Origin of the sequence: Olivibacter jilunii, assembly GCF_900607235.1 — a bacterium.
GTDB classification, from domain to species: domain Bacteria; phylum Bacteroidota; class Bacteroidia; order Sphingobacteriales; family Sphingobacteriaceae; genus Olivibacter; species Olivibacter oleidegradans.
Genome location: NZ_LR027848.1, coordinates 396,691 through 423,229 on the forward strand (window position 1 = coordinate 396,691; position 26,539 = coordinate 423,229).

General features: G+C 41.3%; 24 protein-coding genes. 6 read left to right on the forward strand and 18 right to left on the reverse strand.

All coding sequences use genetic code 11. The annotated features are described in order from the left end of the window. The 6 genes from nagB to E0E36_RS01735 all read right to left on the reverse strand — a co-directional run bounded on the left by nagB (position 1) and on the right by E0E36_RS01735 (position 8,259). Positions 1-1,920 carry a glucosamine-6-phosphate deaminase gene (gene nagB, locus E0E36_RS01710; RefSeq protein WP_130854517.1) on the reverse strand — a complete coding sequence of 640 codons (1,920 nt, stop codon included), beginning with the start codon at positions 1,918-1,920 and terminating at the stop codon, positions 1-3. 123 nt (positions 1,921-2,043) lie between these two features. Beyond that, the gene (trpC, locus tag E0E36_RS01715; protein WP_130854518.1) at positions 2,044-2,826 is read right to left on the reverse strand and encodes an indole-3-glycerol phosphate synthase TrpC; all 783 of its coding nucleotides are present in this window, start codon (positions 2,824-2,826) and stop codon (positions 2,044-2,046) included. A gap of 10 nt (positions 2,827-2,836) precedes the next feature. Beyond that, a complete protein-coding gene (locus tag E0E36_RS01720; protein ID WP_013664796.1) occupies positions 2,837-3,430 on the reverse strand; it encodes an anthranilate synthase component II in 594 nt (197 codons plus the stop codon). A gap of 134 nt (positions 3,431-3,564) precedes the next feature. Further along, positions 3,565-4,974, reverse strand: coding sequence for an anthranilate synthase component I family protein (locus tag E0E36_RS01725; protein ID WP_130854519.1), 1,410 nt, complete (start codon positions 4,972-4,974; stop codon positions 3,565-3,567). 244 nt (positions 4,975-5,218) lie between these two features. After that, positions 5,219-5,671: a cytochrome B gene (locus E0E36_RS01730; RefSeq protein WP_130854520.1), complete on the reverse strand. Its 453-nt coding sequence runs from the start codon at positions 5,669-5,671 to the stop codon at positions 5,219-5,221. A 107-nt stretch (positions 5,672-5,778) separates the two neighbouring features. After that, the gene (locus E0E36_RS01735) at positions 5,779-8,259 is read right to left on the reverse strand and encodes a TonB-dependent receptor (protein ID WP_013664793.1); all 2,481 of its coding nucleotides are present in this window, start codon (positions 8,257-8,259) and stop codon (positions 5,779-5,781) included. A gap of 125 nt (positions 8,260-8,384) precedes the next feature. On the opposite strand from E0E36_RS01735, the gene E0E36_RS01740 reads away from it, so the two are divergent. After that, on the forward strand, positions 8,385-8,981 hold the full coding sequence (locus E0E36_RS01740) for a thioredoxin family protein (protein ID WP_130854521.1): 597 nt from the start codon (positions 8,385-8,387) through the stop codon (positions 8,979-8,981). Between the two features lie 8 nt (positions 8,982-8,989). Here E0E36_RS01740 and E0E36_RS01745 read toward each other — a convergent pair whose 3' ends face one another. The 3 genes from E0E36_RS01745 to E0E36_RS01755 all read right to left on the reverse strand — a co-directional run bounded on the left by E0E36_RS01745 (position 8,990) and on the right by E0E36_RS01755 (position 11,136). Next, a complete protein-coding gene (locus E0E36_RS01745; RefSeq protein ID WP_013664791.1) occupies positions 8,990-9,280 on the reverse strand; it encodes an ATP-dependent Clp protease adaptor ClpS in 291 nt (96 codons plus the stop codon). A 155-nt stretch (positions 9,281-9,435) separates the two neighbouring features. Next, complete coding sequence (locus tag E0E36_RS01750; RefSeq protein ID WP_013664790.1) at positions 9,436-10,314, reverse strand: SDR family oxidoreductase; 879 nt, start codon at positions 10,312-10,314, stop codon at positions 9,436-9,438. 60 nt (positions 10,315-10,374) lie between these two features. Further along, complete coding sequence (locus tag E0E36_RS01755; protein WP_013664789.1) at positions 10,375-11,136, reverse strand: enoyl-CoA hydratase/isomerase family protein; 762 nt, start codon at positions 11,134-11,136, stop codon at positions 10,375-10,377. Positions 11,137-11,580: 444 nt separating this feature from the next. Here E0E36_RS01755 and purD point away from each other — a divergent pair, with 444 nt between their 5' ends. Both purD and E0E36_RS01765 read left to right on the forward strand, forming a co-directional pair. Then, the gene (gene purD, locus E0E36_RS01760; protein WP_130854523.1) at positions 11,581-12,861 is read left to right on the forward strand and encodes a phosphoribosylamine--glycine ligase; all 1,281 of its coding nucleotides are present in this window, start codon (positions 11,581-11,583) and stop codon (positions 12,859-12,861) included. Between the two features lie 238 nt (positions 12,862-13,099). Beyond that, on the forward strand, positions 13,100-14,629 hold the full coding sequence (locus E0E36_RS01765; RefSeq protein ID WP_130854524.1) for a hypothetical protein: 1,530 nt from the start codon (positions 13,100-13,102) through the stop codon (positions 14,627-14,629). Positions 14,630-14,722: 93 nt separating this feature from the next. Here E0E36_RS01765 and E0E36_RS01770 read toward each other — a convergent pair whose 3' ends face one another. Continuing rightward, the gene (locus tag E0E36_RS01770) at positions 14,723-15,430 is read right to left on the reverse strand and encodes an SAM-dependent methyltransferase (RefSeq protein WP_130854525.1); all 708 of its coding nucleotides are present in this window, start codon (positions 15,428-15,430) and stop codon (positions 14,723-14,725) included. 63 nt (positions 15,431-15,493) lie between these two features. Here E0E36_RS01770 and E0E36_RS01775 point away from each other — a divergent pair, with 63 nt between their 5' ends. Together E0E36_RS01775 and E0E36_RS01780 are read left to right on the forward strand one after the other, a co-directional pair. After that, positions 15,494-15,823 carry an MGMT family protein gene (locus E0E36_RS01775; RefSeq protein ID WP_013664785.1) on the forward strand — a complete coding sequence of 110 codons (330 nt, stop codon included), beginning with the start codon at positions 15,494-15,496 and terminating at the stop codon, positions 15,821-15,823. A 19-nt stretch (positions 15,824-15,842) separates the two neighbouring features. After that, a complete protein-coding gene (locus E0E36_RS01780) occupies positions 15,843-16,397 on the forward strand; it encodes a DNA-3-methyladenine glycosylase I (protein WP_013664784.1) in 555 nt (184 codons plus the stop codon). Positions 16,398-16,403: 6 nt separating this feature from the next. Here E0E36_RS01780 and E0E36_RS01785 read toward each other — a convergent pair whose 3' ends face one another. The 4 genes from E0E36_RS01785 to E0E36_RS01800 are packed head-to-tail and all read right to left on the reverse strand — an operon-like array spanning position 16,404 to position 18,247. After that, the gene (locus E0E36_RS01785) at positions 16,404-16,973 is read right to left on the reverse strand and encodes a DUF1572 family protein (protein ID WP_013664783.1); all 570 of its coding nucleotides are present in this window, start codon (positions 16,971-16,973) and stop codon (positions 16,404-16,406) included. Between the two features lie 18 nt (positions 16,974-16,991). Further along, positions 16,992-17,351: a nuclear transport factor 2 family protein gene (locus E0E36_RS01790; protein ID WP_130854526.1), complete on the reverse strand. Its 360-nt coding sequence runs from the start codon at positions 17,349-17,351 to the stop codon at positions 16,992-16,994. Further along, complete coding sequence (locus tag E0E36_RS01795) at positions 17,348-17,776, reverse strand: GNAT family N-acetyltransferase (protein WP_130854527.1); 429 nt, start codon at positions 17,774-17,776, stop codon at positions 17,348-17,350. Before E0E36_RS01795 ends, E0E36_RS01790 begins: the two co-directional genes overlap by 4 nt. Before the next feature lie 12 nt (positions 17,777-17,788). After that, positions 17,789-18,247, reverse strand: a complete 459-nt coding sequence (locus E0E36_RS01800; protein ID WP_013664780.1) for a GNAT family N-acetyltransferase — start codon at positions 18,245-18,247, stop codon at positions 17,789-17,791. An 88-nt stretch (positions 18,248-18,335) separates the two neighbouring features. On the opposite strand from E0E36_RS01800, the gene E0E36_RS01805 reads away from it, so the two are divergent. After that, a complete protein-coding gene (locus tag E0E36_RS01805; protein WP_013664779.1) occupies positions 18,336-19,754 on the forward strand; it encodes an aminotransferase-like domain-containing protein in 1,419 nt (472 codons plus the stop codon). A gap of 10 nt (positions 19,755-19,764) precedes the next feature. Here E0E36_RS01805 and E0E36_RS01810 read toward each other — a convergent pair whose 3' ends face one another. From E0E36_RS01810 to E0E36_RS01825, 4 genes are all read right to left on the reverse strand, one after another. Then, positions 19,765-20,454: a protein-L-isoaspartate(D-aspartate) O-methyltransferase gene (locus E0E36_RS01810; RefSeq protein WP_130854528.1), complete on the reverse strand. Its 690-nt coding sequence runs from the start codon at positions 20,452-20,454 to the stop codon at positions 19,765-19,767. A 133-nt stretch (positions 20,455-20,587) separates the two neighbouring features. Beyond that, positions 20,588-22,024, reverse strand: coding sequence for a TolC family protein (locus E0E36_RS01815; RefSeq protein ID WP_242627110.1), 1,437 nt, complete (start codon positions 22,022-22,024; stop codon positions 20,588-20,590). 1 nt (position 22,025) lies between these two features. Next, positions 22,026-25,220: an efflux RND transporter permease subunit gene (locus E0E36_RS01820; protein WP_013664776.1), complete on the reverse strand. Its 3,195-nt coding sequence runs from the start codon at positions 25,218-25,220 to the stop codon at positions 22,026-22,028. Positions 25,221-25,243: 23 nt separating this feature from the next. After that, positions 25,244-26,326: an efflux RND transporter periplasmic adaptor subunit gene (locus E0E36_RS01825; protein WP_013664775.1), complete on the reverse strand. Its 1,083-nt coding sequence runs from the start codon at positions 26,324-26,326 to the stop codon at positions 25,244-25,246. Positions 26,327-26,539 lie beyond the last annotated feature (213 nt).

Genomic DNA, 26,539 nt, shown 5'->3' on the forward strand with positions numbered 1-26,539 from the left:
TTAAAATTTCCAGCGAACAAAAGCCTCAATGGCTTCATAATCCGCTAAACCTAGTTCATCGTATTTTCTCGCCGTTTCACTGGTTCTATCCTCGGCACGTACCCAGAACTCACGAGCATCATCTCCCGGAAACACAGGCAGATCTTTTTGTGATTGATGTTTAAAAATAGCGTGGCGTTTCCGAATCACTTCTTGTGGTGACAAGGGAACGGCCATTTCTATTTCATGAATCTCAAACTCGTGCCATGCCCCTCTATATAGCCACAACCAGCAATCTTTTGTCCACTCCTCCGTTTTACTTAATCGGGTCAACGCTTCCAAAATAATGTCGAAACAAACTTTATGCGTTCCATGCGGATCGGCAAAATCACCGGCTGCAAAAACCTGATGCGGTTTGATTTGCTGCAATAACTCCATCGTCTTTACGATATCGTCCTCATAAGATACAACCTTTGAAAATTTGCCCCTATCGTAAAAAGGTAAATCCTGAAAATGGATATTTTCGTCAGGCAGACCCGCAAATCGGGCACCCGCTATTGCTTCTCCTTTACGAATTAGCCCCTTAATGGTACGGATTTCTTCTGTATCAATTTGGTTCGGTTTTTTGGCTGCTATAAATCTTCGGGTTTCGTTATATAATGCTTCTAATTTTTGGGTCCCTAAATTCAGCGACTTTGTAAAGTCAGTAGCAAATTCTATATACCGTAAGACATCATCATCCCAAACAGCTGTGTTCCCGGAAGTCTGATAAGCAACGTGTACATTATGTCCCTGATCAGCCAAACGTATAAAAGTACCACCCATAGAAATTACGTCATCATCCGGGTGTGGTGAAAAGATAATCGCATTTTTCCTCGCAGGCACTGCACGTTCAGGACGCTGACTATCATCCGCGTTAGGTTTCCCTCCCGGCCAACCGGTAATCGTATGTTGAAGCTGATTAAAAATATCTATATTAATGTTATAAACCGGCCCTTTTTCCGTGGCCAATTGCGCCATGCCATGGTTGTTGTAATCTTCTTCGGTTAATTTGAGAATTGGCTTTTTAACCGTTTGGGCCAACCAAATTACTGCCTTTTTTATGGTTTTAGAGTTCCAAACACAGTCTTTGACCAACCAAGGCGTGTTGAAACGGGTCAATTCACTTGCGGCTCCCTCATCCAAAACGAATTCAACATTATCAGAAAGCTGAAGGAAGGTTGCGGGCACATCCGAAGACATTTCCCCCTCCACTGCCTTTTTAACAATTTCGGCCTTAACAGGACTCCAAGCCATCAAAATGATTTCGCGAGCCTTAAAAATGGTACCGATACCCATAGTAATAGCCTTCGTTGGCACGTTCTCCTTCCCCCCAAAATCGCGAGACGCATCTCGACGGGTAAGGTCGTCCAAAGTAACCAAACGGGTACCTGAATTCGGGGCCGAACCAGGCTCATTGAAACCTATGTGGCCGGTTCTACCGATTCCTAAAAGTTGAAAATCCAAACCACCCAGTTCACTGATCTTACGCTCATACTCCATACAATAGGTCGGTATGTCCGATAGATCGAGTGTTCCATCAGGGATGTTAATATTTTCCCGCTTAATATCGATATGATCAAATAAGTTTTTGTTCATAAAGGTAACATAACTCTGGGCAGAGTCGGGTTGCATGGGATAATATTCATCCAAATTAAAAGTAGTAACGTTTTGAAAGCTTAGTCCTTCTTCGCGGTGAAGTCGTACAAGCTCTGCATAAACTTGAACAGGAGTTGCACCTGTAGCGAGACCTAATACGGCCTGCTCACCTTTTTCTTGCTTTTCTTTAATTAGGGTTGCAATACGAGCAGCGACAGCTAATGAGGCTGCCTTTGAATTTTTGTAAACGGTTACGGGGAGTTTCTCGAAACGCGTTTCTTCCAATAGATTTAATCTAGCCATTTTTGAGGATAGTTTCATTTAAGGTGAGACGCAAAAATAACGAAATATTATATACCTCATAATAAATTGACTAGCTTTTTGGCAGATGTTCATCTTTTTGTGTAAAGCAATCGACTGCGTAAATTATAATTCGTTCACGAACTGTTTAATCGATGCTGAAGGGTCCGTTGTTTTCATGAAGTTTTCACCGATCAAGAACGCCTGAAAACCCGCCTTTTTCAATTGCTTAATAACAAGAGGATCGCTTATGCCGCTTTCCGAAACTTTAACAAAGGATTCCGGAATGCGGTTCACCAGCGCTAACGAGTGATCAATTGATACTGTAAAATCTTTAAGGTTTCGGTTGTTTACGCCAATAGCATCTACCGTGTCGAATAAATTCGTTTCCAGCTCCTGCTGGTTATGTACTTCTAAAAGCACATTCAAACCTAAGTTTTTAGCATATTTGGCCAGCGATTCCACCTCTTCATTATTTAAAACAGCGGCTATTAACAATATGATATCGGCACCATATGCTTTTGCTTCGGCTATCTGATATTCGTCAATGATAAAATCTTTTCGTAACAAAGGTACATTCACCGTTTCCCGAGCTTTTATTAAATCTTGTAAACTGCCCTTAAAGAAATCACGATCAGTTAAAACTGAAATAGCGGAGGCACCTGCCTCTGCATATCCCCTGGTAACTTCTTCAACGGTAACCTGATCATTGATTACGCCTTTTGATGGAGAGGCTCTCTTATATTCTGCAATAATGCCGGTTCTCTGCGGATCAAGTACCGAGTCTCTGAGATTGTAACAAGTACGATCGAAAAGTGGCCGACGCATCAGGTCATCTATTGTTACTTGCTGTTTAGCAATTAATAGTTCTTCTCTTTTTCTGCTTATAATCTTATCCAGTATATTCATTGTATGCCGATTAATTATTCAACCAGTTGGCGATCATTTGTTTTCCGTGCTCACTTAAAACAGATTCAGGATGGAACTGTAAACCCTTTACATCATAATAGCGATGAGACAAGGCCATAATCACCCCCTCATCATCGACAGCGGTTATCTCAAGCTCTTCGGGAAATTGTTCCTGTGCTACGGCCCAAGAATGATAACGACCAATGTTAAAGCGTTCGGGCAAGCCTTTAAATAACGGTTCCGTTGATTTTAGAATCTTTAAGGGAGTTGCGGTACCATGCACAGGCCTTTTAAGATTAAATAGTTTCCCTCCATATACTTCAGCGATTGCTTGCTGTCCCAAACAGATACCGAGAATACTTTTAGATGCACCATAAGTACGAATAACGTCCATGAGGAGCCCGGCTTCTTCCGGAATCCCGGGCCCGGGCGAAAGCAAAATTTTATCATAAGCCGCCACCTCTTCGATGCGAAATTTGTCATTTCTAACCACTGTGCAATCCAAGCCACATTCTTGCAGCAGATGCACTAAATTAAAGGTAAAAGAATCGTAATTATCTACCACCAGTATCTTTGGTTCAGTAGCAAGTTTTTTCTGCGTCATTGTTGTTTTTATCAGCGTTTAGCCTTCAGCAATCTGCTGTCAGCTTATTTATTCATTTCTATCGGCTTTTAGCTATCAGCAATCAGCCTCAGCTACCTCGCCATTTCACTACTTAACTATTTCTTATCAACAGCCTAGAGCTCTTCGGCTAAAGTTAACGCTTTTCTGAGAGCGGCTATTTTATTATTAACTTCATTTAATTCGCCTTCTGCCGACGAGTCTGCTACCACACCACCCCCAGCTTGGTAGTGCAATCTATTATTCTTGCTCAAAAAAGTTCGGATCATGATCGCATGATTGAAATCTCCATTGAAACCCATAAAGCCGATGGCGCCACTATAAAATCCACGTTGTTGTTTCTCGTAGCGATCGATCAACTGCATGGCCATATGTTTGGGTGCACCGCTCAAGGTTCCGGCCGGAAAGGTATCGCCTACCACATCAAAAGGATTAGCCCCGTCCTGTAAGGTTCCACTCACTTTCGAAACGAGGTGAATGACATGCGAATAGAATTGCGCCTCCTTGAAGGATCTAACTTCCACATCGATGCAGTGCCTACTTAAGTCGTTCCGTGCTAAATCAACCAACATAACATGCTCTGCACTTTCCTTAGGGTCGTTCTTCAAAGCTTCCGCAACTCGAAGATCCTCTATAGTATTTCCCGTTCTTTTGAAAGTTCCTGCAATAGGATAAATGGACGCCTCATTCCCCTTAATTGTCAGTTGGGCTTCCGGCGAAGAGCCGAATAATTTAAAGTTACCATAGTCAAAATAAAATAAATACGGAGATGGGTTCACGGAACGTAAGCTTCTGTAAACGTTAAACTCGTCTCCTAAAAACGGCCTACTAAAAGCTCGCGACGGAACAATCTGAAACACATCTCCTCGGAAGATATGCTCTTTCGTTTTTTCAACCAATGATTTGTATTCCTCATCCGTTTTATTGGAACGCTCCTCGCCATTAAGCTCAAATTTGTATTCAGGAAAATTTTTATTTTGAATCAAGTACTGGATTTTGCTCAAACCGTCTTCCTCAGGTTCACCCAAATAATGCTCAAACACATAGAGCTCATTACGGAAATGGTCGATGGCAATCACATAACGATAGACGTGATACTGCAGAAAAGGAATATTTCGTGCTTCATCAATAGGTGTCTTTAAAGTGATATCTTCGAAATGAGCAACGGTATCAAAGGTGAAATATCCAAATAACCCGTTCGTAATAAATTTGAAATCATCAAGGTTATCAGCCGCGAAAGACCGGCGAAAATTGGAAACTTCTTCTCTTAAATTAACGGCATCTGCTGGCTTGCTGCGTTTTTGGCCATCGGGAAAATACATATTTAACTGCTTTTCATTGAGGCTGATACCAGCTATTGGACTGCAACAAACATAACTCATGCTATTTTCGCGACTGTGGTAATCTGAACTTTCCAACAGTAGACTATTGGGAAAAACGTCCCGCAATCGTAAATATATACTCACCGGTGTGGTCGTGTCCGCTAATAACTTTTTAAATCTCGTCTTTAATTGATATGTCTCCATTCTTAAATTGTTAACATTGCTGTAATCATAAGCACAAAAAAACCCGACGTATATGCGTCGGGTTTATAAGTTTCGGCTTTGGTTGATCAATCTATGCCATTATATATGCTCCCGGCGCTGTTCTTTAACAGGCCACCACCAGTTGCGTATTGTAGTATCGATTGTCATGATAAAGCAAACCTACTATAAAATTTTAATATTTCAAATTTTTTTGACTAAAGTTAACATAAAAAGGCTCAAGCCTTTAGAATCCCCAGAAGGTTATAAAGCCTTTTCCAACAGCCATCATAATAGCGGCCAGTATAATAACCAAAGCAATCGTGTAAAATACAGCAATAGACTTGTGTTTAGCGGAGGCATCCATCGCCTTTTTTGATTTGGAATGCCCTACGGTTATTAATATAATGGCCAATACCATCATACTAATATGTTCCACTGTCCAATAACGCAGGTTCGCAGTTTTCATGACGTTGCTCATATCGTTAAACGTAACCATCGAGCTCATTGCATACAGTGCTAAACCTATCAATAACTGGATGTGGCCCGAAATTAAGGTAAATAAATTCAATTTACGATTTCCTTCTGTGTAGGGTTTCTTTCCAGCCAATCCGCTTATCGCTGAAATAATCGCTAATATTAACAATAAAAGAACCACATAGCGCAGCCCCGAATGTAAATGTTTAAGTCCTGTATACATGTTGTCTAGTTTTTATCGTTAGCAAACTTAGCCAAACTTTCCTTTATATGAAAGTTTATCGGTTAGCTTAGCTGCCATAAAGAAGTAATTTATAGCGGCGAAATATTTTACTGCATTTCGCCACCACTTTGGAAATCTTCCGTATTTTCTTCTCTTCTACGCTTGCGTTCTTGATCGGGGTTACGTTTGCCAAAGCGATAAGAAAGTGTCAACATAGCACGCGGACCTTTCATGAAATTACGTTGGAATTCGCTGTAAAACTGCGCAGTTGTTCTTGTTCCTCCAAACCGGGCCTTGTTGAAGATATTTTGAACATTCAACATGATACTTCCCTTATCTTCCAAAACAGACCACTTGAGTCCGGCATCCGCAAAAAACATGCTGGTCGATGTCCCTTGTGCCATGACACGTGGAGCCATATAATTCCCTCTAAGTTGAGCGGTCAGGCCCTTAGCAATCCTGCCATTGGCCGTTAAGTTAGCATCCCAGTTAAAACCGCTGTTTGCGTCAACGCCGTATTCTTCACTCCCACTGAATGACTGGTAGTTTCCATTGAAGTTGGCCATAAAATCAAAATTTTGGTTCAGTGTGAACTGCGAAATAAGTTCAATCCCCGTTGCGCGATTTTGACTAATGTTACGGAAGGTTGAATAGGTAACATTAGTGCCTGACGCTGCCGAATCGACGATCATTTCCACTACATCGTTCGTAATGCGATGGTATACCGAAGAGGTTAGGTTCATTTTTCCCAGCTTTTTACTATACGCTAATTCCAGGGAGTGAATATCTTCCGGCTTAAGGTTTGGATTTCCTTGTCTATAATTTACGGGATCAGAGATATCCAAAAAAGGATTCACTTGCCATCCGCGAGGACGGTTAACTCGACGTGTGTAACTCAGTTGTAAGGATGAACCTTCTGAGAGTTCCTGTGTCAGGTAGATGCTTGGATAAACACGGAAATAATCCAGTCGCCCTTTAGTCGACCGGTCTTCAGGGGCTAAATTCGGATCATAAGAAAGGTACTCGGTATTTAAATAAGCCTGTTCAGCACGTAGACCAACCTGATAACCGAATTTGTCGCTTAGCTTGTTCTGGTAATTAGCATAAAGAGCATGGACAATATCATCCATATTGAAGTCATTTGTTAGGTTATAATCTCGTTCATATTGCCCCGTGGATGGAGAAAATGCGTCGGACAATTGCTGTTCATCGCTGTAACGTAAAGTTGTTCTGTATCCTGTCTCAAGCTTTTGTTCCTTGCTAAAGGGAAGCACATAATCGACTTGTATATTAACGTTTTCACCATCTTCATACGTATCATTAATCCGACCGGGATCAATTACAATGGAAGGATCCGTTGCCGTTTGCTCAAAGGTCTGGATGCCGTCCTCTTTACTTCTACCGTATGATACATTGGCAGTTAATTCTTCCCCTTCGCGTTTAAATTCCCGTTTGAAATCGAAATTGAACTCGTAACCTGTATCGTCCTCATTCTGGTTAGTGTAGCGTGGACTCGTACCGATGACGGAGCCTGTTGCATCGTAATAAGTATAAAATAGGTCCTCTCGCCGAATATTATCACGTAAATTAAGATTAGCCGATAATCCTAAGGTAGTTTTTTCTGTTGCAAAAAAATCAGCTCCTAAACGAACGGTGTGACTATTCCCCTTCCGTTGGTTATCGCTTATATTGTATACCCTACTTCCATCATTGTAAATATTATTATTAAAGCCGCTCCCTGGATTATTTCTTCGTCTGAAATCGTAGCCTCCAAAATAGTTAAATTTCGTATCGCGATAGTTTAGGTCGATCCCTGCATTGTAATTGTTAAAAGAACCACCTCCTGCACGAGCCATGCCGTTAAAGCCTGTACGGATGTTTTTTTTCAAAATAATATTGACAATGCCCCCTTGTCCTTCCGGGTCGTATTTAGCGGACGGATTTGTCATCACTTCGATTCGTTGTATAGAATTGGCAGGTAATGATTCCAATAGACTGTTAATATTGCTGCCGGCTAATGCCGATTGTTTTCCGTCGATTAAGATTTTAACATTTGTAGAACCTCTCAACCCCACATTTCCATCCATATCCACCGACAGGGAAGGTACATTAGCCAATAGTTCAGAAGCGCTTCCTCCTGCACTCACGATACTTTGTTCAGGATTAAAAATCTTTCGATCAATCCCCATTTGCATAGCAGGCGGTGTCCCTTCTATTACCACTTCCTTTAACATGGTACTTGCCGAAGGGCTTAGCTTTAGGTTCCCTAATGCCAGTGTTTGTGTACCGGTTACACGTAGAGATCGCTTTTCATAAGCATCATAGCCAACAAAGCTGGCGCGTAATAGGTAAGTCCCAGCCGGTATGCCGGAAAAAATAAACTTACCGTCATCATCGGTTTGCCCGCCTTTTATTACTTGGTTCGTCTGTTGGTTCATTAAGGTTACGCTAGCAAAGTCTATGGGTCGACTACTGACGGAATCGACAACAATGCCGCTTATCTTCGCAAGGTCTTGCGCCTGCAAAAGGAAAGGTCCTAGGCATAAGGTTAAGAATAATGTAATATTTCTTACCACTTGTAACTTCATTGTATGAATCTATTTAATTTTAGCTTTATCTGACGCCGTCAAAATTAACATTATCAATTAGTCTAGGACTCCTTTTTTGACAATAAGATTAACCCGTAACACCATTATTACAGTATCTTCGCGGCATGTCTTTAAACCATATACCGCAAGAAAGATTTAGCTACGATGCTTATATAGAACTGGTGAAACAGCTTGTAGAAAAAAGACAGACTACAGGTCCTGACCAATCCTCGTTTTTAGCCAATTTTACGGCATTAAATCTGGTAAGAATGCAGCGCATTGGTAAAATGATCACTCTGAAAAAGTCTTTGCTTACGAAGCTTTCACAATTGAAACGACAATATGTTTTTACCGTCATTACAGAAGCTTGGTGTGGGGATGCTGCTCAGATATTACCGGTTATAGCCAAAATAGCGGAAGCCAATCCTAGCCAGATTGATTTATTTATCGTTTTGAGAGACAGCAATACAGATTATATGGACCAATATTTAACCAATGGGGCACGTGGGATTCCGAAATTGATTATCTATGACGTGGCCGAAAATAAAGAGATACTTAACTGGGGGCCACGGCCTAAAGAACTGCAGCTATACATCGAATCGCTAAAAGTTATGGGTTTAAGTAAAGAGGAATGGATTGAAAAAGTGATGTTATGGTATACGAAAGATAAAACGAAAACCACACAAGACGAGTTGGAAGAGGCGATCGGTACACTTCAATAACGAAGGAACTACTCAATGCTAACGGTTAAGCCCTCTTCTTTCAGAATTTTCCTATAAACATCCACTTCAGTGTATGTGCCCTCCAGTACCGCACATTTCCCTTCGTTATGCACCTTCCATGCAATTTTCTCAGCCTGACTTTCGCTATAGTCTAAATACTTCATTAGGCAGTGAATTACATGGTCGAATGTATTTATGTCATCGTTCCACAAGATTAACCGATGATACTCTTTAGTAACCGAGAGAATTTCTTCCAGTGTAAAGGTCTCTTCCTGTACTTGTGTTTCAGCCATCTTCATTGTTCAAAGCGCTATCTAAATTTCATTATTACTCACTGGAAATCCCCATTAAAAGCGAGGCAGTCGAGCTAATGAATACGTCAAATTAATATCCGGATAAGTTTAGCAAACTTAGATAAAGTTACTTTTTTTCACAAATGTTTATTTTTTTTGTGCTAGCTTCCCTTCGTTTTTTTTCCCTGCTGTATGAGCTGTTCCCACATCTCTTCCGGAATAGCTTCCATCGCACTAAACTGTCCGGCACCTTGCAACCATTCACCTCCATCTATCGTAACCACTTCACCGTTCACAAAGAGCGCGTAATCAGAGAGCAAAAAGGCTGCTAAATTGGCTAACTCCTGATGGTCGCCAACCCGTTTAAGCGGAACCCTAGTTCGAAAATCAAACTTTTCAGCAAGCGCTCCCGGCAATAAGCGCTCCCATGCTCCTTTAGTTGGGAAAGGACCAGGGGCAATGGCATTATGCCGAATACCATATTTTCCCCACTCTACTGCGAGCGATCGTGTTAAAGCCAGCACGCCTCCTTTTGCTGCTGCCGAAGGTGCAACATAAGCAGAGCCCGTAAACGCGTAAGTTGTGACTATATTTAAAACCGAAGCTTTTATTTTATTTTCTATCCAATATTTTCCAAAGGCAAGCGTCGCATTAACCGTCCCCTTTAAGACAATATCGATCACGGCTGAAAAGGCATTAGCGGATAACTTCTCTGTAGGCGATATAAAGTTCCCCGCTGCATTATTTACGAGCGCATCTATTTTACCAAAGCTTTCCACTCCCTTAACCAAAACGGTTTCTATATCCTCTGTTTTGCGAACGTCACAGGCAATCGCCAATACCTGGCCTTTTGTGCTATCCATGATTTCTTTTGCCGTATTATCCAACACTTCCTGCCTTCTACTCGCAATGATCAAATTGGCGCCAAGTGCCGAAAAGTAGGTACTCATGGCTTTCCCTAAACCGGTACCACCTCCTGTTACAACTATTGTTTTTCCTTTAAGCGCATCATCGCGTAGCGCGCCTTGTATTTTTTCCATAATTATGCAGACTTTTGTGGCTATTTAAAAACTTACCTTAGAAATTCTTTCATCTGAACATCACTTCTTTGTTAAATTACCAATGATTGTCTTGAGTATGCCTCTTGTGGAAGGTTCCCACCACTGTGCAAGCAATTTATCAACTACTTCTGTAGCATCTTGATTGAATCGATGAACAAGCTCCTTGCGTAATTCTCTCTTACTTTGTTGCCAGGTATTCCAATTAAAATTCAAATACCTTTTCATTTGCTTATCGGCCTTCGTGTGTAGTTGATTTATTGGTACCAGCTCATCAATCAACCCTTCTTCTAAAGCGCGTTGCGGCTGTAACAATTCGCCCGTCAGCAAATACCGATAAGCTTTGGCCTTTCCTATCCAAAAGCTGTATAGCTCAAAAATGCTCTCGGGTACAATAATACCGACAGGCACCTCGTTTAGTCCGATAATAAAGTCACCTTCTGCCATTATTCGGTAGTCACAACAAAGAGCCAGCACACATCCGCCTGCCGGGCTATGCCCACCAATAGCAGCAACAGCCGGCTTGGGAAAGGAAACAAACGTTTTTACAAGATCTAGAAATTGATACCAAAAAGCTTTTATTTGCTTCTCATCATAATTGTACAAACTGATTAAATCCAATCCGGCACTAAAAAAGCCCTCCTTCCCATAAAGTATAATTCCGCCGATGCGTTCATCATTCCCTACGATCTCAAGCGTATCTTTTAATTCCGCAACCATTTCGGCATGTAATGCATTGGAACTTCCTCTGTTTAGCATGATATGAGCAATATGCTCTCTTATCTCCAATTTTAAATATTCCATGTTCTTTGGCTGTTAGTTATTTGTTATCCGTTATTGGTTATTCGGTGTGAGTAATTGTTGCAACTTTGATAGAAAGGTACTACTCAACTACTCAACCACTTCGCTATTCAACTACTTAACGATTCCACAAGATACACTTTTTCCGGTGATGATTGATAAAAGGAAAAAGCTTTCATAAAGCAGCTCAATAATTCATGAAAAAAAATAACTTTGCGGTATTGGTAGGAATATCCTCAAAATTTAAGAAATGAAATATCCATGATTGCCAAACATAAACTCAATGACCACGAAGTAGCATGAGTGTATAAAAAACAAACAGGTTACGAATAAAATAATCTGGATATTCCACCTGCCTACCGGTAGGCGGGTATGACCATTAAAGAACAAATGCGAAGCATTCATGAATACAATTGAATGCAAACACGAATGAATAATTATTTACATATGAATATTTTATTGATTGGTTCCGGGGGAAGGGAGAGTGCTTTTGCTTATAAGATTGCTCAAAGTCCATTAACCTCACAATTATTTATTGCTCCCGGGAATGCGGGCACCGGCGCTTACGGAAAAAACGTAGATATCAAGGTTACTGATTTTGCTTCGTTAGGTACCTTTGCACTAGAGAACGATATCCACCTTGTAGTAGTTGGCCCGGAAGAGCCGTTAGTAAAGGGTATTCATGATTATTTTTTGCAAGATGCACAGTTGAGCAATATTCCTGTGATTGGACCGACGGCAGACGGAGCCCAATTAGAGGGGAGTAAAGACTTTTCTAAACAATTCATGCAACGCCATGCAATTCCAACAGCAGCCTCCCGTTCGTTTACAAAAGAAACCTTGGAAGAAGGTTTACAATACCTCGAGACCAGAAAATTACCCATCGTTTTAAAAGCAGATGGTTTAGCCGCCGGAAAGGGAGTGCTGATCTGCGCTGATTTGATAGAGGCAAAAACGGAACTTCGCGCCATGTTGGCCGATGCTAAATTCGGCGAAGCAAGCAACAAGGTTGTTGTTGAGGACTTTTTAAAAGGCATAGAATTATCTGTTTTTGTCTTGACAGACGGAAAAGACTATAAGGTTTTACCAGCAGCAAAAGACTATAAACGTATAGGAGAAGGCGATACAGGTTTAAACACCGGTGGGATGGGTTCCGTTTCACCTGTACCTTTTGCGGACGAAGCTTTTTTGCTTAAAGTCGAAAAGGACATCATTAAGCCCACCATCGAAGGCCTAAGAAAGGATAATATTCCCTATAAAGGCTTTATCTTTATAGGTTTAATGAATGACGACGGTAATCCTTATGTCGTAGAATACAATGTACGAATGGGGGATCCGGAAACGGAGAGCGTACTCATTCGTATCGAAAGTGATTTCGTCGATTTATTAATGGGAGTAGCCGAAGAAAATCTAGCGACAAAATCATTTAAAGTGTCAGAAAAAACTGCAGCTACTGTCATGTTGGTATCCGGCGGATACCCAGGGAAATATGAGAATGGCAAAATAATCAGCGGATTGGAAAATGTCAAAGAATCTTTGCTATTCCATGCCGGTACAACGCTTGTTAACGAAGAAGTCAAAACGGCCGGAGGCCGTGTTATTGCTGTAACTGCTCTTAAAGACAATCTGCTGGAAGCCCTACAGCAAGCCACAGCTGATGCTGGGCGGATTTACTTTGAGGGTAAAAATTTTAGGAGAGATATTGGCTTTGACCTTATAAACTACTAGCCTCCTCTTTAGTAGCATGCCTAAAACCGAAATGGCTTTAGGCACGCTTAACCTATCCCACACGCAATTTATCATCCTGTTCACTTTGTTCATTCTTAGCTCTGTCTTAGACAGTTAAGGCAGAATTAGCTATTATTGCAAAGAGAGTCACCGATAATTGACATTATCCGTCTCATTCATGGTTTTCTTATCGCTTTATAAGGAAAACCTACCTATAACCTAAAAAACTAAACGGATTATGAAAACGTTACTTTACAAATCTTGCCTCTTGTTTCTCCTTTTCCCTTTTCTGTTTTTAAGTTGTGAGAAACCGGCACCTCAGCTTCCAACCAAACCGCAGGAAGAGACCTTACACACTGTTCGTTTTAAGCTTAAGGGCTTTTCAACAAGTATTACACCACTTGCAAGCCCTCATTCCTTGAGTTTGTCGCGATTGTCTAGCCACGGAGCCCCTAGCTTAGTGTCTGCGATGCCATTAGAGCCGAGTCCTCAGGAACAATATGTATACTTTTGGTCTTTTAATGAGGAAAATTTATTACCGGATATAGCAATCAACACTTCATCAGCATCTATATCCTTTCAAGCAGCTGACACATCACCTGGTTTTACAGCTGGTTACGGATTGAGTCCTTATCCAGCTGGTAGAAGCTTAAGTTTAAAAGGCTTACAATCTTTGGTGATTACTATGCCGTTGACGGGCGTTTCTGAGATAAGCAAACTGGCCTTTGATGTAGGAAGCTCGGGAACCGGTCCGAAGAACTTTAGCCTGTATTTCTCAACAGACAATGGCAACTCCTACACGCTTTTATCAGCCGACAATCAGTTTGCCAACACGAAAGACAATGCTAGAAATAGTTATGAGTTTAATTTATCGGATCTGCGTACGATTATACAAGCGCAACGTTTAACGATCAAGATAGAGCCTTTTGAAGGCGAAAGGGGAGATGCGAACGATTTCGATCCAAATCGTGGTACTTTTAAACTCGATAACTTCCGCCTTTCCGGTATTTATAATCAAGACAGGCCGGAAGAGTCGACAGACAACATTAGCAAAATCCATTATTTTATCTTTAATGCGGACGACCATTTACTAGCATTGCAAGGCAGTACGACGTTCAATCCTTCGGACGAAGGAGTTGATTTATCCTTTAAATTATCTTCGGGAAGCTATTACGCCTTCATTACCTCCAATGTTTCAAAAGCGGAGTTATTATTGCCACAAGTCCTAACAACGGCCTCTGATCTATACCTTTCTAATCATTTCAGCAACCACGATGCACATATCTTCGGGGCGCACATCCCCCATTTGGAGGTTAACAGCAATACACAAATCGACGTTAGCCTGAAACGGTATTTTAGTCAGGTGAAATTTGAATTTACGGACGAAGAAGACTTGGCTCATGTACGGAAAATTAGCATCCATAGCGAACATGCCCCACTTGTTTACACCCCATTTAGCACCTCTCCAAGTTCCGTAGAAGATGAAGCAACAAACATTGTATTTTATCCACTATTCAATAGCGATCATAAAAGCTTAAGTTTTAATCAATTCATTGGGGATGTAAGCAACCCTGTTGAATTAGGTTATATCGTAAATGTTTATGATGAGGACGATACATTATTGAGGACCTTTACAGTCAGCAGCTCCATAAAAAACAATGTACAGTTACTGTTTAAAGGTAAACTACTAGTGGATGCAGACAAACAGAATCAATTTCAGATTGAATGGAACCAAGCATGGGATGATAATCGAACGGAAACGTTTTGATTCCCATTGTACAAATTAACAGCGTGTACTAAAAGATTAAATCTTAAGGTACGCGCTGTTTGGAATAACAGCATTACTTATTTAAGATAATCCTTAAAGCAGTAAAAAAATCGCTGGTTTTTTATGCAGATCCACCTTTTTCTTTTTCCAGTTCTCAATGCTATCACTACTGATCCATTCATCCGGATCGGTAATATTGCACGCAATGCATAAACGGGTTTTAGGGGAGCATACCTTCAACACTTCTTCCAACAATTGATTATTTCGAAAAGGAGTTTCCATAAATAACTGGGTTTGCTTAGCTTTCTGAGCAACCTGTTCTAATTCTTTTATTTTCTTTGCACGGGCCGCTTTATCAATAGGCAAATATCCATGGAACGCAAAAGTTTGCCCATTGAATCCTGAAGCCATCAACGCCAATATCATCGAGTTAGGCCCCACAAGCGGTCTCACTTTAATACCCAGTTGATGGGCTCGGGCAACAATATCTGCGCCTGGATCCGCAATTCCCGGACAACCCGCCTCGCTCATTAAACCGACGTCCTTACCTTCCAGCAAGGCCTTAAAAAAGCGATCTTTATCGTATTCATCTCTTGCATGTTTCCCATAATCATGAAGGACCAATTGTTGCTGCGGCATTTTCAATCCTGCTTGCTTTAAAAATTTACGGGCCGTTTTTTCGTTTTCGACGATATACTCATCAATCGCATTGACGACCTCAGAAAAATAAGTGGTATAAGACGCCGATGCTGCCTGATCAGATAACGGTACCGGCAATAAATATAACGTTCCTTTAGACATGACACAAAGATGCAGTTTTTAATAGGGAAAATAACTAATTTAGCAATTTAAGCAAGTTCCACGGTGGAAGAACTAAATTTTTACGAGTGTGTTTATGCGTTGGTTAGACAGATTCCGGAAGGAAGGGTTACTTCTTATGGAGCTATCGCACGGGCACTTGGAAGGGACGGTGCTGCACGAATGGTAGGTTACGCAATGGGAAATGCCGGAAAAGCTGATCCACCGGTTCCCGCACACCGCGTACTAAACAGCAAAGGCCAGTTAAGTGCTAAAGCAGCTTTCGGTCATCCCACCTTGATGCAGCAGCTCTTAGAAAACGAAGGAATCACAGTAGAAAACGATCGAGTAGTTAACTTCAAGACCATTTACTGGGACCCACTGAACGAATTATAACAATAACAGAGACGTATATATGATAAAAAGATGCGGATGGTGCGGCAATGACCCGCTTTACATGGCTTACCATGATGAGGAATGGGGCAAAGCGGTAACCGATGATAAAACTTTATTTGAATTTTTGATTTTGGAGTCGGCACAGGCCGGTCTTAGCTGGATCACCATATTACGAAAAAGAGAAGGCTATCGACGGAATTTTGCCGATTTCGATGCTCAAAAGGTCGCTCAATTTACGGACGAAGATGTAGATCGTATCCTTCAAGACCCTGAAGTAATACGTAACAGAGGAAAAGTGAAAGCAGCCATATCCAACGCAATTATATTTCTAAGCATTCAGAAAGAATTCGGATCATTTTATAGCTATTTATATTCTTTTATGCCCAATCAGCAAATAATCAACAATAAAGTTGATAACTACAGGTCATTTATGACAACATCCGCTGAATCCGATGCCATTGCGAAAGACTTAAAAAAACGAGGAATGAAATTTTTTGGAAGTACTATTTGCTATGCCTATATGCAAGCAGTTGGCATGGTAAATGACCACGAGGTGGATTGTTCTTTTAAATAGTTATCATTAGGGCTTGTCTGTAAAATGACGCTTACTTTTCTTTTGGCCAAATTTTTTTCGATTATATTGTGCAGAGCCGTTACGTGGAATCGATAAGGTTTCCCAAGTATCGTCTTTGATCATTTTTGCTAAATAAACAATTTGACCTACGTGATAAGCGTAATGTGCCAGCTGTCTGTTTATTGCTTCCACGACGGTATGCCCCTCGTTCCTTATATATATAATAGAATCAAGGTCGGATGGGCGCAGATTATACATGGTATCGAGCAAACAGGTCCAACCTTTATTCCAAACAATCATCAACTCCTTTCTATCAATTGGTTGGTCTTCGAACTCCTCATCCCGCTTGCGCCAGGTCTTCTCACCATCAGTAGTTAGAAAATCTGTAAATCTCGACAACATATTTCCTGTTAAATGTTGCACGATAATAGTGATGCTATTACTTTCTTGATTGTATTGCCAATGAAGACTTGTATCGTCCAATTGGGCAATCGCCTGTTCGCCCAACTTTTTATAGTACAGGAACTGCTTTATTACACTCTCCAAATATGTTTTACATCCTTCCAATGTATTCATACGCTTTCAAAGTCAATTTTAATGCCAATGATAATGCGCCCGAACCCGTTGAATTTTACCTTCGTCGTTTAGTTCCATATATTCGGCAGAGATGGAGTTATTAACACTCCGATATACTAAAACAACCGAATTTATACCGTGGAGCTCATGGTACAGTTCAAAGGCCAAATCCGGATACTTCTTCAAGCCTCTTTCAAAATAGTCCTTTAATTGTTGCTTACCTCGTACTTGTCCTTCTTCGCTTACTCCAAGCTGCTGAATGATTGGCGAACGAAAATCAATATCATCCGCATAGTGGGTCATGATTTCTTCTAAATCGTGATTATTCCAAGCCCTAATCCAGTCGCTTGTAAACCGGTTGAATTTTTCTGCTTTCATTTCTTGTAAAGGTTTGGTGTATATATTTCCATATGTCGTGTTATATCAGCGAGTGGTCCAAAACCATATTCGGCATAAAGCGAATGCGCATCCGCAGTAACCAACATCATCCGTCGCAAAGTTTTGACCCAGGGTAAACGCATAATATGATTAAGCATTATTTTTGAGACCCCTTGTTTCCTATAACTTTTTATTACAAAAACATCGGCCAAATAAGCGAATGTTGCCCTGTCCGTAATTAATCTGGCAAATGCAATTTGTTTATTATTGTCAAACACCCCGATACAATAAGAGTTATTTAAGGATTCCTTTACCAGTTCGAGCGGAATATCTTTAGCCCAATAACTTTCTTTTGATAAAAAGGTATGAATAAGTTTCATATCCATTTCGTCAACACCTATTTTTATTTGAAATGTATGCTGCATATCTAAAAAGGATTATAAAACTAACTCCATCATTACATCCGCCCTTTTGTACTTGGGGTTATCCACGGGCACGTTATAAAAACCATACTTTCTATAAATTGCTAAAGCAGACTGCAAGATGCTTTGGGAATACAACACCAGCTTTTTTACTCCCAATTCGCGCGCCTTTTCGATGGCATGTGCACACAGAGCCTTACCGATCCCAAGTCCATGATAAGATTCGTCAACAGCCATTTTAGTTAACTCCATAACCTCCTCACTAACTCTTTTTAGCGCTACCGTGCCCACAATTACACCATCATATGCTGCAAATAAAATTTCGCCCCCGTCTCGAAGAATAGCCTCTTCCGGATGCTCTAACACATATTTGTCAATAGGTTCAACGGTAAAATATTTATTTAACCACGCTTTGTTGAATTTCTCAAAAAAGGTTTGCTTATCCGGTTGGTAATAACTTATTAATATTTCCATGATTATTTTTTTCTTATACAAAGAAGAGAAAAAAAAGAAAAGAAGTACAGATACAATTTTTTTATATTTGAAGGATACAGTTTATATTATGAAAGAAGAAGCATTATATATTGTCATAGCTAAGGCAATTGAGCAGCAAATACGCAATAATGTATTAAAAATAGGAGATAAGTTACCCTCTATTCGTACGGTAAAAAGAGAATATGGCGTAAGCATGAATACAGCGACACGTGCTTTTTTCGAACTGGAAAGAAAAGCACTCATCGAATCACGCCCCCAATCGGGCTTCTATGTCTCCAGGCATTCGAGAAGCAGACTACCTGTTCCCACCACCAGTAATCCTTCTGTCTTATCGCATCAGGAACAAGCGGAAAACCTGATCGATAAGGTTTACCGGTCGTTAAACGACACCTCTATTACTCGGTTTTCCATAGGTGTTCCAGCCAATGAACTTTTACCAATAGCCAAGCTGAATAAAAGCTTATTACAAGCTACCCGTACGCTTGACGGAAGTGGCACTGCCTACGAAGAAATTCAAGGAAATTTTAAATTGCGTCGCAATATTGCGCGATGGTCTTTCACCTGGGGAGGTATGCTCACTGCGGATGATTTAGTTACTACTGCCGGTGCCATGAATGCACTGTCGTATTGTATGATGGCCCTTGCTAAAAAGGGCGATACCATTGCGGTGGAAAGTCCTGTTTACTTTGGTATATTGCAATTGGCGAAAAGCTTAGGGCTTGAAGTGCTGGAAATACCAACCCATCCCATAACCGGTATGGAACTCGATGCATTACGAAAGGTGTTACCTAGCATAAAACTTTGCTTAGTGGTAAGTAACTTCAACAATCCCCTTGGAAGTTGTATGCCCGAAGAGAATAAAAAGGCATTGGTAAACATGTTATCGGAACACGAAATACCGCTTATAGAAGATGATTTATATGGTGATGTTTACTTTGGAGAAAACCGACCTAAACCCTGCAAAGCCTTCGACAAAAAGGGCTTGGTTCTATGGTGTGGGTCAGTATCTAAAACCTTGGCTCCCGGCTATCGGGTAGGTTGGGTTGCGCCCGGGAAGTTTAAGGAGCAAGTTATCCGCCTTAAGCTACTACATGCCGTTTCATCCACCACACTCACCCAGGAAGTTATTGGCGATTTTTTAGAAAATGGACGATATGAGGCCCACCTTCGAAAAATGCGTCGTACATTGCAAGCAAACAGCCTACACTTTACGCGAGCTATTCACGACTACTTTCCAGAAGAAACACGGGTCAGCAGACCTCAGGGAGGATTTGTACTCTGGGTAGAACTGAATCCAAATTTAAATGTTCCGTTGCTATACGATCAGGCTATGCGCCAAAAAATAAGCATTGCACCCGGTCGTATGTTTACCCTTCAAAATCAATTTAACAATTGTATGCGTTTGAGCTACGGCTTACAATGGTCGGATGAACTTGAGAAGAAACTTGCAATGTTAGGCTCGATCGCTAAAAAAATGATCCGGTAAACAAGCCATCTCATCTATTTTTCCTTGTAAATGGGACAAAACGAACATGCATAAGATCTTGAACGACAAGCTTCCCTTTCTTTTTCTTTAAGAGCTTTAAGGTTTGCATGCCTTTGGTAGGTCCAATCGGTATGATCATTTTTCCGCCGTCTTTCAACTGCTCGACGAGTGGTTCCGGTATTTTTTCCGGCGCTGCAGTAACAATGATGGCGTCAAAAGGCGCGGCTGATCTTAAGCCCTGATAGCCATCACCAATGACAACTTCTATATTGTTATAATTCAGCTGATGCAATAACTTTTTGGTACATTCAGCCAGTTCCTTCACAATCTCAATCGTATAAACCTGCGCTACAATCTCTGCTAACACCGCTGCCTGATAACCCGATCCGGTTCCAATCTCAAGTACGCGATCGTCTTTACTTAAGTCAAGCATTTGTGTCATGCTTGCCACTATAAAGGGTTGGGAAATTGTTTGTCTAAAACCAATTGGAAGCGGACGATCTTCGTAAGCATAGGATTGGTAAGGAGAGGGTACAAACAAATGTCGTTCTACTTGCCTCATCGCTTGCAAGGTGGCATCGTGGTGTATTCCACGAGCTTCTAGCTGTTCAATAACCATTTTTTCGCGGAGCTGCTTATAATCCTGCGGTGCATTGGATTGAAGAAGCGTATAAGTACATAACAACACAAGTATCATCATTTTTCCTTTCATTAGCTCTCATAAAGGGGAACAAGATGCTCGTTAAAAAGTTTACCCTTTTATTAGATCAACGGCATCAAAAAGGCCCTCAAAACAACCGTTTCGAGGGCCTCAATCAATCCAAAAAATTCAGCTAGTTCCATCCACCACCCAATGCCCTGTAAATATTTACCATGGCATTCATCTGTTGCATTTTTGTTTCAACCAATTCAAATTTGGATTCCAAGGCATCACGCTGCGTCAATAACACTTCCATATAATCTGCCCTAGCTGATTTGAAAAGGCTATTGGAAATACCAATCGACTGCGAAAGGGCATCCACTTGTTTTGACTTTAAATCGTAACTTTTTTCCAGGTTGTTAATTTTCGCCAATTGATTAGCCACTTCAACATAAGCATTTAAAACAGTCCGCTCATAATTATAAACAGCCTGTATCTGCTTGGCATTGGCATTATAATACGCAGCCTTTATGGCATTCCTATTAATTAAAGGAGCTGTGATATCGCCCGCCAGGGAATAAAGCAAGGACTTTGGGGTCTTCACGAGATAAGTAGGATCAAAAGCTTGGTAACCGATGGCCGCTGAAATTCCTAAAGAAGGATAAAACCTGGCTTTTGCTACCTTAATATCCAGTTTCGCCGCTGCTAATTCCAATTCAGCCTGCTTGATATCCGGGCGATTTGCCAACAATTGCGCAGGTAAACCCGTATGTACAGCCTCGGGTATCAAATGCTCGAAATTATCACTAGTCCGTTGAATAGGCTGCGGATACCTTCCCAATAAAAAGTTAATTCGGTTCTCCGTTTCTGTAACACGTTGCTGAATAGCATACTGAAGGCTTTTGGTGTTCAACACCTCTGCCTCAAATCTGCGCACCGCCAGCTCCGTAACCTGTGCGGCCTCTTTCTGCATTTTTACTATTCTTAAGGCATTACTTTGAATTTCGATATTCTTTTTAACAATATCCAACTGGTTATCCAGTGCCAATAACTCATAATATGAGTTGGCGATTTCTGCAACCAGATTGGTAATAACGAAATTTTTCCCTTCTACGGTCGACAGATACCGGCTTACAGCCGCTTTCTTTGCATTATGCAGCTTCTTCCAAATATCTATTTCCCAAGTAGCGGAAAGTCCCAACATAAAATCAGGGAGTGGCTCGGGATTTTCCTTTCCTTCTTTTATTTCCACGTGATGTTCTAATGCCCCGATATTAGTATATCTAGCTACTTTATCAACACCAGCTGCCCCTTTAATCCCCACGAATGGGAGATACTCCCCCTTTCTCTCCCGAATCTCGTTCCTTGAAATTTCAATTTCCTGTAAGGTAATATTCAGTTCCTGATTATTTTTCAAAGCTGTATCAATCAACGCCGCTAAATAAGGATCAGTAAAGTACTCCTTCCAAGTCAATTTTGCCGTGTTAACGGTATCCTGCGAACCATTATAGCTCGCAGGAGTCTTTGTATTTGCTTCACGCTGAACTAATGCAGGTGTTTTACATCCTGTATACGTTATTAGTACCAAGCAGCCTATTATAACGTATACATATTTATATTTTTTAGACATCTTACTCATTTTCATCACCATTATCGAATTTATCTATTTGATGTACAAACTCATCGGATAATGAGTTTTCATCTTCACCCTTAATCAGTTTTCTTCCGCTAGCAAGGGAACCGAAAATATAGTATAGTCCAGGAACTATAATTACACCGAAGACAGTACCGAATACCATACCGCCCATCGCGGATGCACCAATGGTCCTGTTGCCAATCGCGCCGGCACCTGTTGCAATAATTAACGGAATTAATCCCGCAATGAAGGCAAACGATGTCATCAGGATAGGACGGAAACGGACCTTCGCCCCTTCAATAGCCGCTTCCAGTATGGAGGCTCCTTCTCGATGTTTGAGTACGGCAAACTCAACAATCAATACAGCGTTCTTACCAAGCAGTCCGACAAGCATGATAAGACCGATTTGAGCGTAGATATCATTTTGAAGTCCCATTAACTTAAGGAGTAAAAACGAACCGAACACCCCCACGGGCAAGGAGAATACCACCGCAAGTGGGATGATAAAGCTCTCATATTGTGCTGCAAGAACAAAGTACACAAACGCCAGTACGATTAGGAATATATAGAGCGACTCATTCCCTCTGTTAGCCTCGTCATAAGAAAGTCCTTCCCATGCAATATCATACCCGTTAGGAAGCGATTTTTTCGCTACTTCGCGAATAGCCTGAATAGCATCTGCAGTAGTATAACCAGCTGCCGGAAGTCCCCTGATGGCTGCCGAATTGTACATATTGTATCGGGTAATCTCGTTTGGCCCTTGCGACTTTTTAAGCTTCATAAATGCCGAATAAGGCACCATTTCACCGTGATCGTTTTTGACGAAAAGATTAAGTATATCAGATGGTAGTCTTCTGAATTTAGGATCCGATTGAACATATACTTTAAAGAAGCGGCCAAACTTGATGAAACCTTGCTCATAGGTACTACCAATCATAATATTCAGGTTGTCCATTGCTTTACCAATAGAGACACCTTTTTGCATGGCTAAATTGTTGTCAACTTCAAGCTCATATTGAGGATAATTTGCCGCAAAGAAGGTAAATAATCCGGCGAGCTCCTTACGTTTACGCAAATCTTCGAGGAACTGTTTGTTCACTTTATCAAATTCCTGGTAATCCGTGGTTGTATTTTTATCTAGCAACCGTAAGGAGAAACCGCCTGATGATCCGAATCCGGGAATAGCCGGCGGCTCAAAGAACTCGATGGTTGCCCCCAAACCTTTGGATTTCTCTTCTAATTCTTTCATGATCTCGGTAACGGAGTGTTCCCTTTCATGCCATGGTTTAAGGTTAATCATACAGGTACCTGCATTAGAACCCCGACCTTCTGTCATAATTTCATAGCCGGCAAGGGAGGATACCGACTCTACCCCGTCTACATGTTCACAAATTCCCTGAAGCTTTCGCGATACCTCATTGGTCGTTTCCAGCGTAGATCCCGGAGGTGTTTGGATAATCCCGTAAATAGTACCCTGGTCTTCACTGGGGATAAAACCAGCAGGAAGTACCCGGTTTTCGAAGAAGATACCTGCACAGAATGCCGCTAAGACAGCAAATGTTAGTACTCTTCTGCTTACTATAGACTTCAATACGCCAACATATTTACCGGTAAGCTTATCAAAACCACGGTTAAAGCTATCAAGTGCTTTGGTAAATATATTCGGCTTTGCGTGGTGTGTGTGATGGTTTTTTAACAACATGGCACATAGTACCGGTGTGAGGGTAAGCGCTATAATGGCCGAAATCACAATCGAGCTCGCCATCGTAATAGAGAATTGCCGATAGAAGGTACCCACAGGGCCCGTCATGAAGGAGATAGGTAAGAATACCGATACCATTACTGCCGTAATTGCTATAATCGCACCACTAATTTCTCCCAATACCCTTTTTACAGCCTGGTAGGGCGTCATGCTAGGAAACTCATCAAATTTGGCGTGGACCGCTTCCACCACCACAATGGCATCATCCACCACAATACCGATCGCTAATACAAGGGCAAACAAAGTTACCAGGTTAATAGATAATCCGAAAAATTGGATAACAAAGAATGCTCCTACAAGCGATACCGGCACCGCCAATATAGGAATAAGCGTAGATCTCCAGTCGCCCAGGAAAACAAACACAACGATTGCCACCAAGATAAAGGCGTCCCTTAACGTATGGACAACCTGTTCGATAGAGGCATCAAGGAACTGGGAAACGTCATAACTGATTTTATAATCCAATCCGGGAGGGAACGTTTCCTTCATCTCCGCAAGTTTGTCTTTTACAGCAGCGATTACATCACTCGCGTTACTACCATAGTTTTGGTTTAACAATATGGAAGCCGAAGGATGACCGTCAAGGTTGGAGTAAATATCGAAGAACTCACTTCCCAGCTCTACTTTACCTATATCTCCTAAACGAATACGCTCACCATCCGCATTGGCGCGAATAATGATATTTTCATACTCAGCAGGTTCACTATACCTGCCCTTATAGGTTAATACGTACTCTAACGACTGCGCTTTGATACCTGAGCTCTGTCCGATACGTCCCGGACGACCAACAATACTTTGTTCAGCCATCGCGTCCATCACTTCGTCTACCGATATATGGTAAGCTCGCATACGGTCGGGATTTAGCCAAACCCGCATAGCATAGGTTCTACTACCTAATATCTGCGATCTTGCCACCCCCTTAATCCTATTGATTTCAGGGATCATTTTTACGCTGGCATAGTTATACAGGAATTTTTCGTCCATGTTCTTACCCTTTGCGTACAGGTTGACATACATCAACATACTCGGCTGGATGGGGGAGACGACTACTCCTTCACGCTGAACCAGTTCGGGCAAGAGGGGCATCACCTGGTCGACCCTGGTTTTCACCCTGACTACCGCTTGGTCAGGATCGGTACCGGGTTCAAAAATAACCCTTAAGGTAGCTTCCCCCGCACTGGTTGCATCGGTGGCTATATAACGCATACCCTGAACACCGTTAATCGCGTTCTCTAAGTTAATCAGCGTCGACTGCACTAATACATCTGCGCTAGATCCCGGATAAGCTATAAAAACATTAACGGTTGTTGGCGCAATTTGGGGGAATTGTGATATGGGCAACTGTTTGATTGCCAAGGAACCTACAAATACAATCATAATAGATATTACAATCGCAAATACAGGCCTCTGTATGAATTTATTGAACATCTGATTTTTTTTAAGTTAATCCACTATTCTGCATATAACTCCAAATGCGATATAACATCTTTGGGGTCTTCCAGCTTGTATTCAATTTTCTCGTTTTCTTTAACTAGCCGAATACCTTCTAGGAGAACCTTATCATCTACAGACAAACCTGATTCAATAAGGAAGAGATGTGGCAACTCTGCAGCTATTTTAATCTCCCTCGATTGTATCTTATTATCTTTATCCAGTACATACACATATTTCTTTTCAAGCACCTCGAACGTAGCCTTTTGCGGAATAATCACTGCGTTTTTATAGGGAGTTTTCATTTGAATGTTACCCGTTTCGCCGTGTCTCAACAATCCTTTGGGATTAGGAAAGGTTGCCCTGAAAGCTATATTACCGGTTTCATTGTTAAAGTCGGCCTCAATGGTCTCCACCCTACCCGGATAGTCGAACAACCTGTTATTAGCCATCAGTAAATCAACCTTCGTTAAACTGTCCTTTTTAAGATTCGTTTTATAGTCTAAATACTCGGCTTCCGGTACATTGTAATATACCCACATCTTACTATTATCAGAAAGCTCCGTTAGTAAGTCGCCTTCCTCTACTAAACTTCCCTGCCGTACATGGAACCGATCGATGATTCCATCAAATGGTGCCCGGATTTCGGTAAATTGCAAATGCACTTTTGTTAGCGCGAGTTCGGCCTTCGCTTTGTCAAACTTAGCCTTCGCCATTGCTAATTCATTCGGCGCTACGATGTTACTATCAGCTAAGCTTTTGGTATTTTTATATTCTATTTCGGCAAAGTTTGCCTCTGCTTGTGCTTTTTGAAGCTCAGCTTCGTACAGTTTAGGCATAATTTGAAACAACAACTGTCCTGCCTTCACAAACTGTCCCTCATCTACAAAAATCTTCTGTAAATAACCGCGCTCCTGCGCCCTTAACTCAATATGTTGTACGGAACGAATCTGGCATACATAATCTTTGATGATCGACGTATCCATCTTGACGGGCGTTGTTACCAAAAATTTGGTTTGCTCTTCTTTCTCTTCTTTTTTCGATTGGCAACCGGCATGGCACAACATCGCCCCCAGGCCCATGAGCATGAAAATTCTCTTCATAATAATTCGCTTATCGAAGCAATATGATTCTTAATATTTTTTGAAAATTGTACACAAGCACACCTCAGGTTTATTCTCACGTTTAAACCATTAGCATGTATTATTTATGGAATGTAGAAATAACGGAATAGCAAGGTTAGGCCTTTTCCGTTAGCAGAGAAAAATCAAATTCGAATAACCCGAAACAGGAGGTAGGTTCGGGACGAGGTATAC

What these genes read in the sequence shown, in the direction of transcription:
- E0E36_RS01825 (WP_013664775.1), bottom strand. Translation starts at nt 26,326, where the DNA reads ATGAAGAGAATTTTCATGCTCATGGGCCTGGGGGCGATGTTGTGCCAT.
- E0E36_RS01780 (WP_013664784.1), top strand. Translation starts at nt 15,843, where the DNA reads ATGATAAAAAGATGCGGATGGTGCGGCAATGACCCGCTTTACATGGCT.
- E0E36_RS01785 (WP_013664783.1), bottom strand. Translation starts at nt 16,973, where the DNA reads ATGAATACATTGGAAGGATGTAAAACATATTTGGAGAGTGTAATAAAG.
- E0E36_RS01800 (WP_013664780.1), bottom strand. Translation starts at nt 18,247, where the DNA reads ATGGAAATATTAATAAGTTATTACCAACCGGATAAGCAAACCTTTTTT.
- purD (WP_130854523.1), top strand. Translation starts at nt 11,581, where the DNA reads ATGAATATTTTATTGATTGGTTCCGGGGGAAGGGAGAGTGCTTTTGCT.
- E0E36_RS01770 (WP_130854525.1), bottom strand. Translation starts at nt 15,430, where the DNA reads ATGTCTAAAGGAACGTTATATTTATTGCCGGTACCGTTATCTGATCAG.
- E0E36_RS01725 (WP_130854519.1), bottom strand. Translation starts at nt 4,974, where the DNA reads ATGGAGACATATCAATTAAAGACGAGATTTAAAAAGTTATTAGCGGAC.
- E0E36_RS01750 (WP_013664790.1), bottom strand. Translation starts at nt 10,314, where the DNA reads ATGGAAAAAATACAAGGCGCGCTACGCGATGATGCGCTTAAAGGAAAA.
- E0E36_RS01765 (WP_130854524.1), top strand. Translation starts at nt 13,100, where the DNA reads ATGAAAACGTTACTTTACAAATCTTGCCTCTTGTTTCTCCTTTTCCCT.
- E0E36_RS01790 (WP_130854526.1), bottom strand. Translation starts at nt 17,351, where the DNA reads ATGAAAGCAGAAAAATTCAACCGGTTTACAAGCGACTGGATTAGGGCT.
- trpC (WP_130854518.1), bottom strand. Translation starts at nt 2,826, where the DNA reads ATGAATATACTGGATAAGATTATAAGCAGAAAAAGAGAAGAACTATTA.
- E0E36_RS01805 (WP_013664779.1), top strand. Translation starts at nt 18,336, where the DNA reads ATGAAAGAAGAAGCATTATATATTGTCATAGCTAAGGCAATTGAGCAG.
- E0E36_RS01745 (WP_013664791.1), bottom strand. Translation starts at nt 9,280, where the DNA reads ATGAAGATGGCTGAAACACAAGTACAGGAAGAGACCTTTACACTGGAA.
- E0E36_RS01795 (WP_130854527.1), bottom strand. Translation starts at nt 17,776, where the DNA reads ATGCAGCATACATTTCAAATAAAAATAGGTGTTGACGAAATGGATATG.
- E0E36_RS01740 (WP_130854521.1), top strand. Translation starts at nt 8,385, where the DNA reads ATGTCTTTAAACCATATACCGCAAGAAAGATTTAGCTACGATGCTTAT.
- E0E36_RS01730 (WP_130854520.1), bottom strand. Translation starts at nt 5,671, where the DNA reads ATGTATACAGGACTTAAACATTTACATTCGGGGCTGCGCTATGTGGTT.
- E0E36_RS01820 (WP_013664776.1), bottom strand. Translation starts at nt 25,220, where the DNA reads ATGTTCAATAAATTCATACAGAGGCCTGTATTTGCGATTGTAATATCT.
- nagB (WP_130854517.1), bottom strand. Translation starts at nt 1,920, where the DNA reads ATGGCTAGATTAAATCTATTGGAAGAAACGCGTTTCGAGAAACTCCCC.
- E0E36_RS01810 (WP_130854528.1), bottom strand. Translation starts at nt 20,454, where the DNA reads ATGATGATACTTGTGTTGTTATGTACTTATACGCTTCTTCAATCCAAT.
- E0E36_RS01720 (WP_013664796.1), bottom strand. Translation starts at nt 3,430, where the DNA reads ATGACGCAGAAAAAACTTGCTACTGAACCAAAGATACTGGTGGTAGAT.
- E0E36_RS01735 (WP_013664793.1), bottom strand. Translation starts at nt 8,259, where the DNA reads ATGAAGTTACAAGTGGTAAGAAATATTACATTATTCTTAACCTTATGC.
- E0E36_RS01815 (WP_242627110.1), bottom strand. Translation starts at nt 22,024, where the DNA reads ATGTCTAAAAAATATAAATATGTATACGTTATAATAGGCTGCTTGGTA.
- E0E36_RS01755 (WP_013664789.1), bottom strand. Translation starts at nt 11,136, where the DNA reads ATGGAATATTTAAAATTGGAGATAAGAGAGCATATTGCTCATATCATG.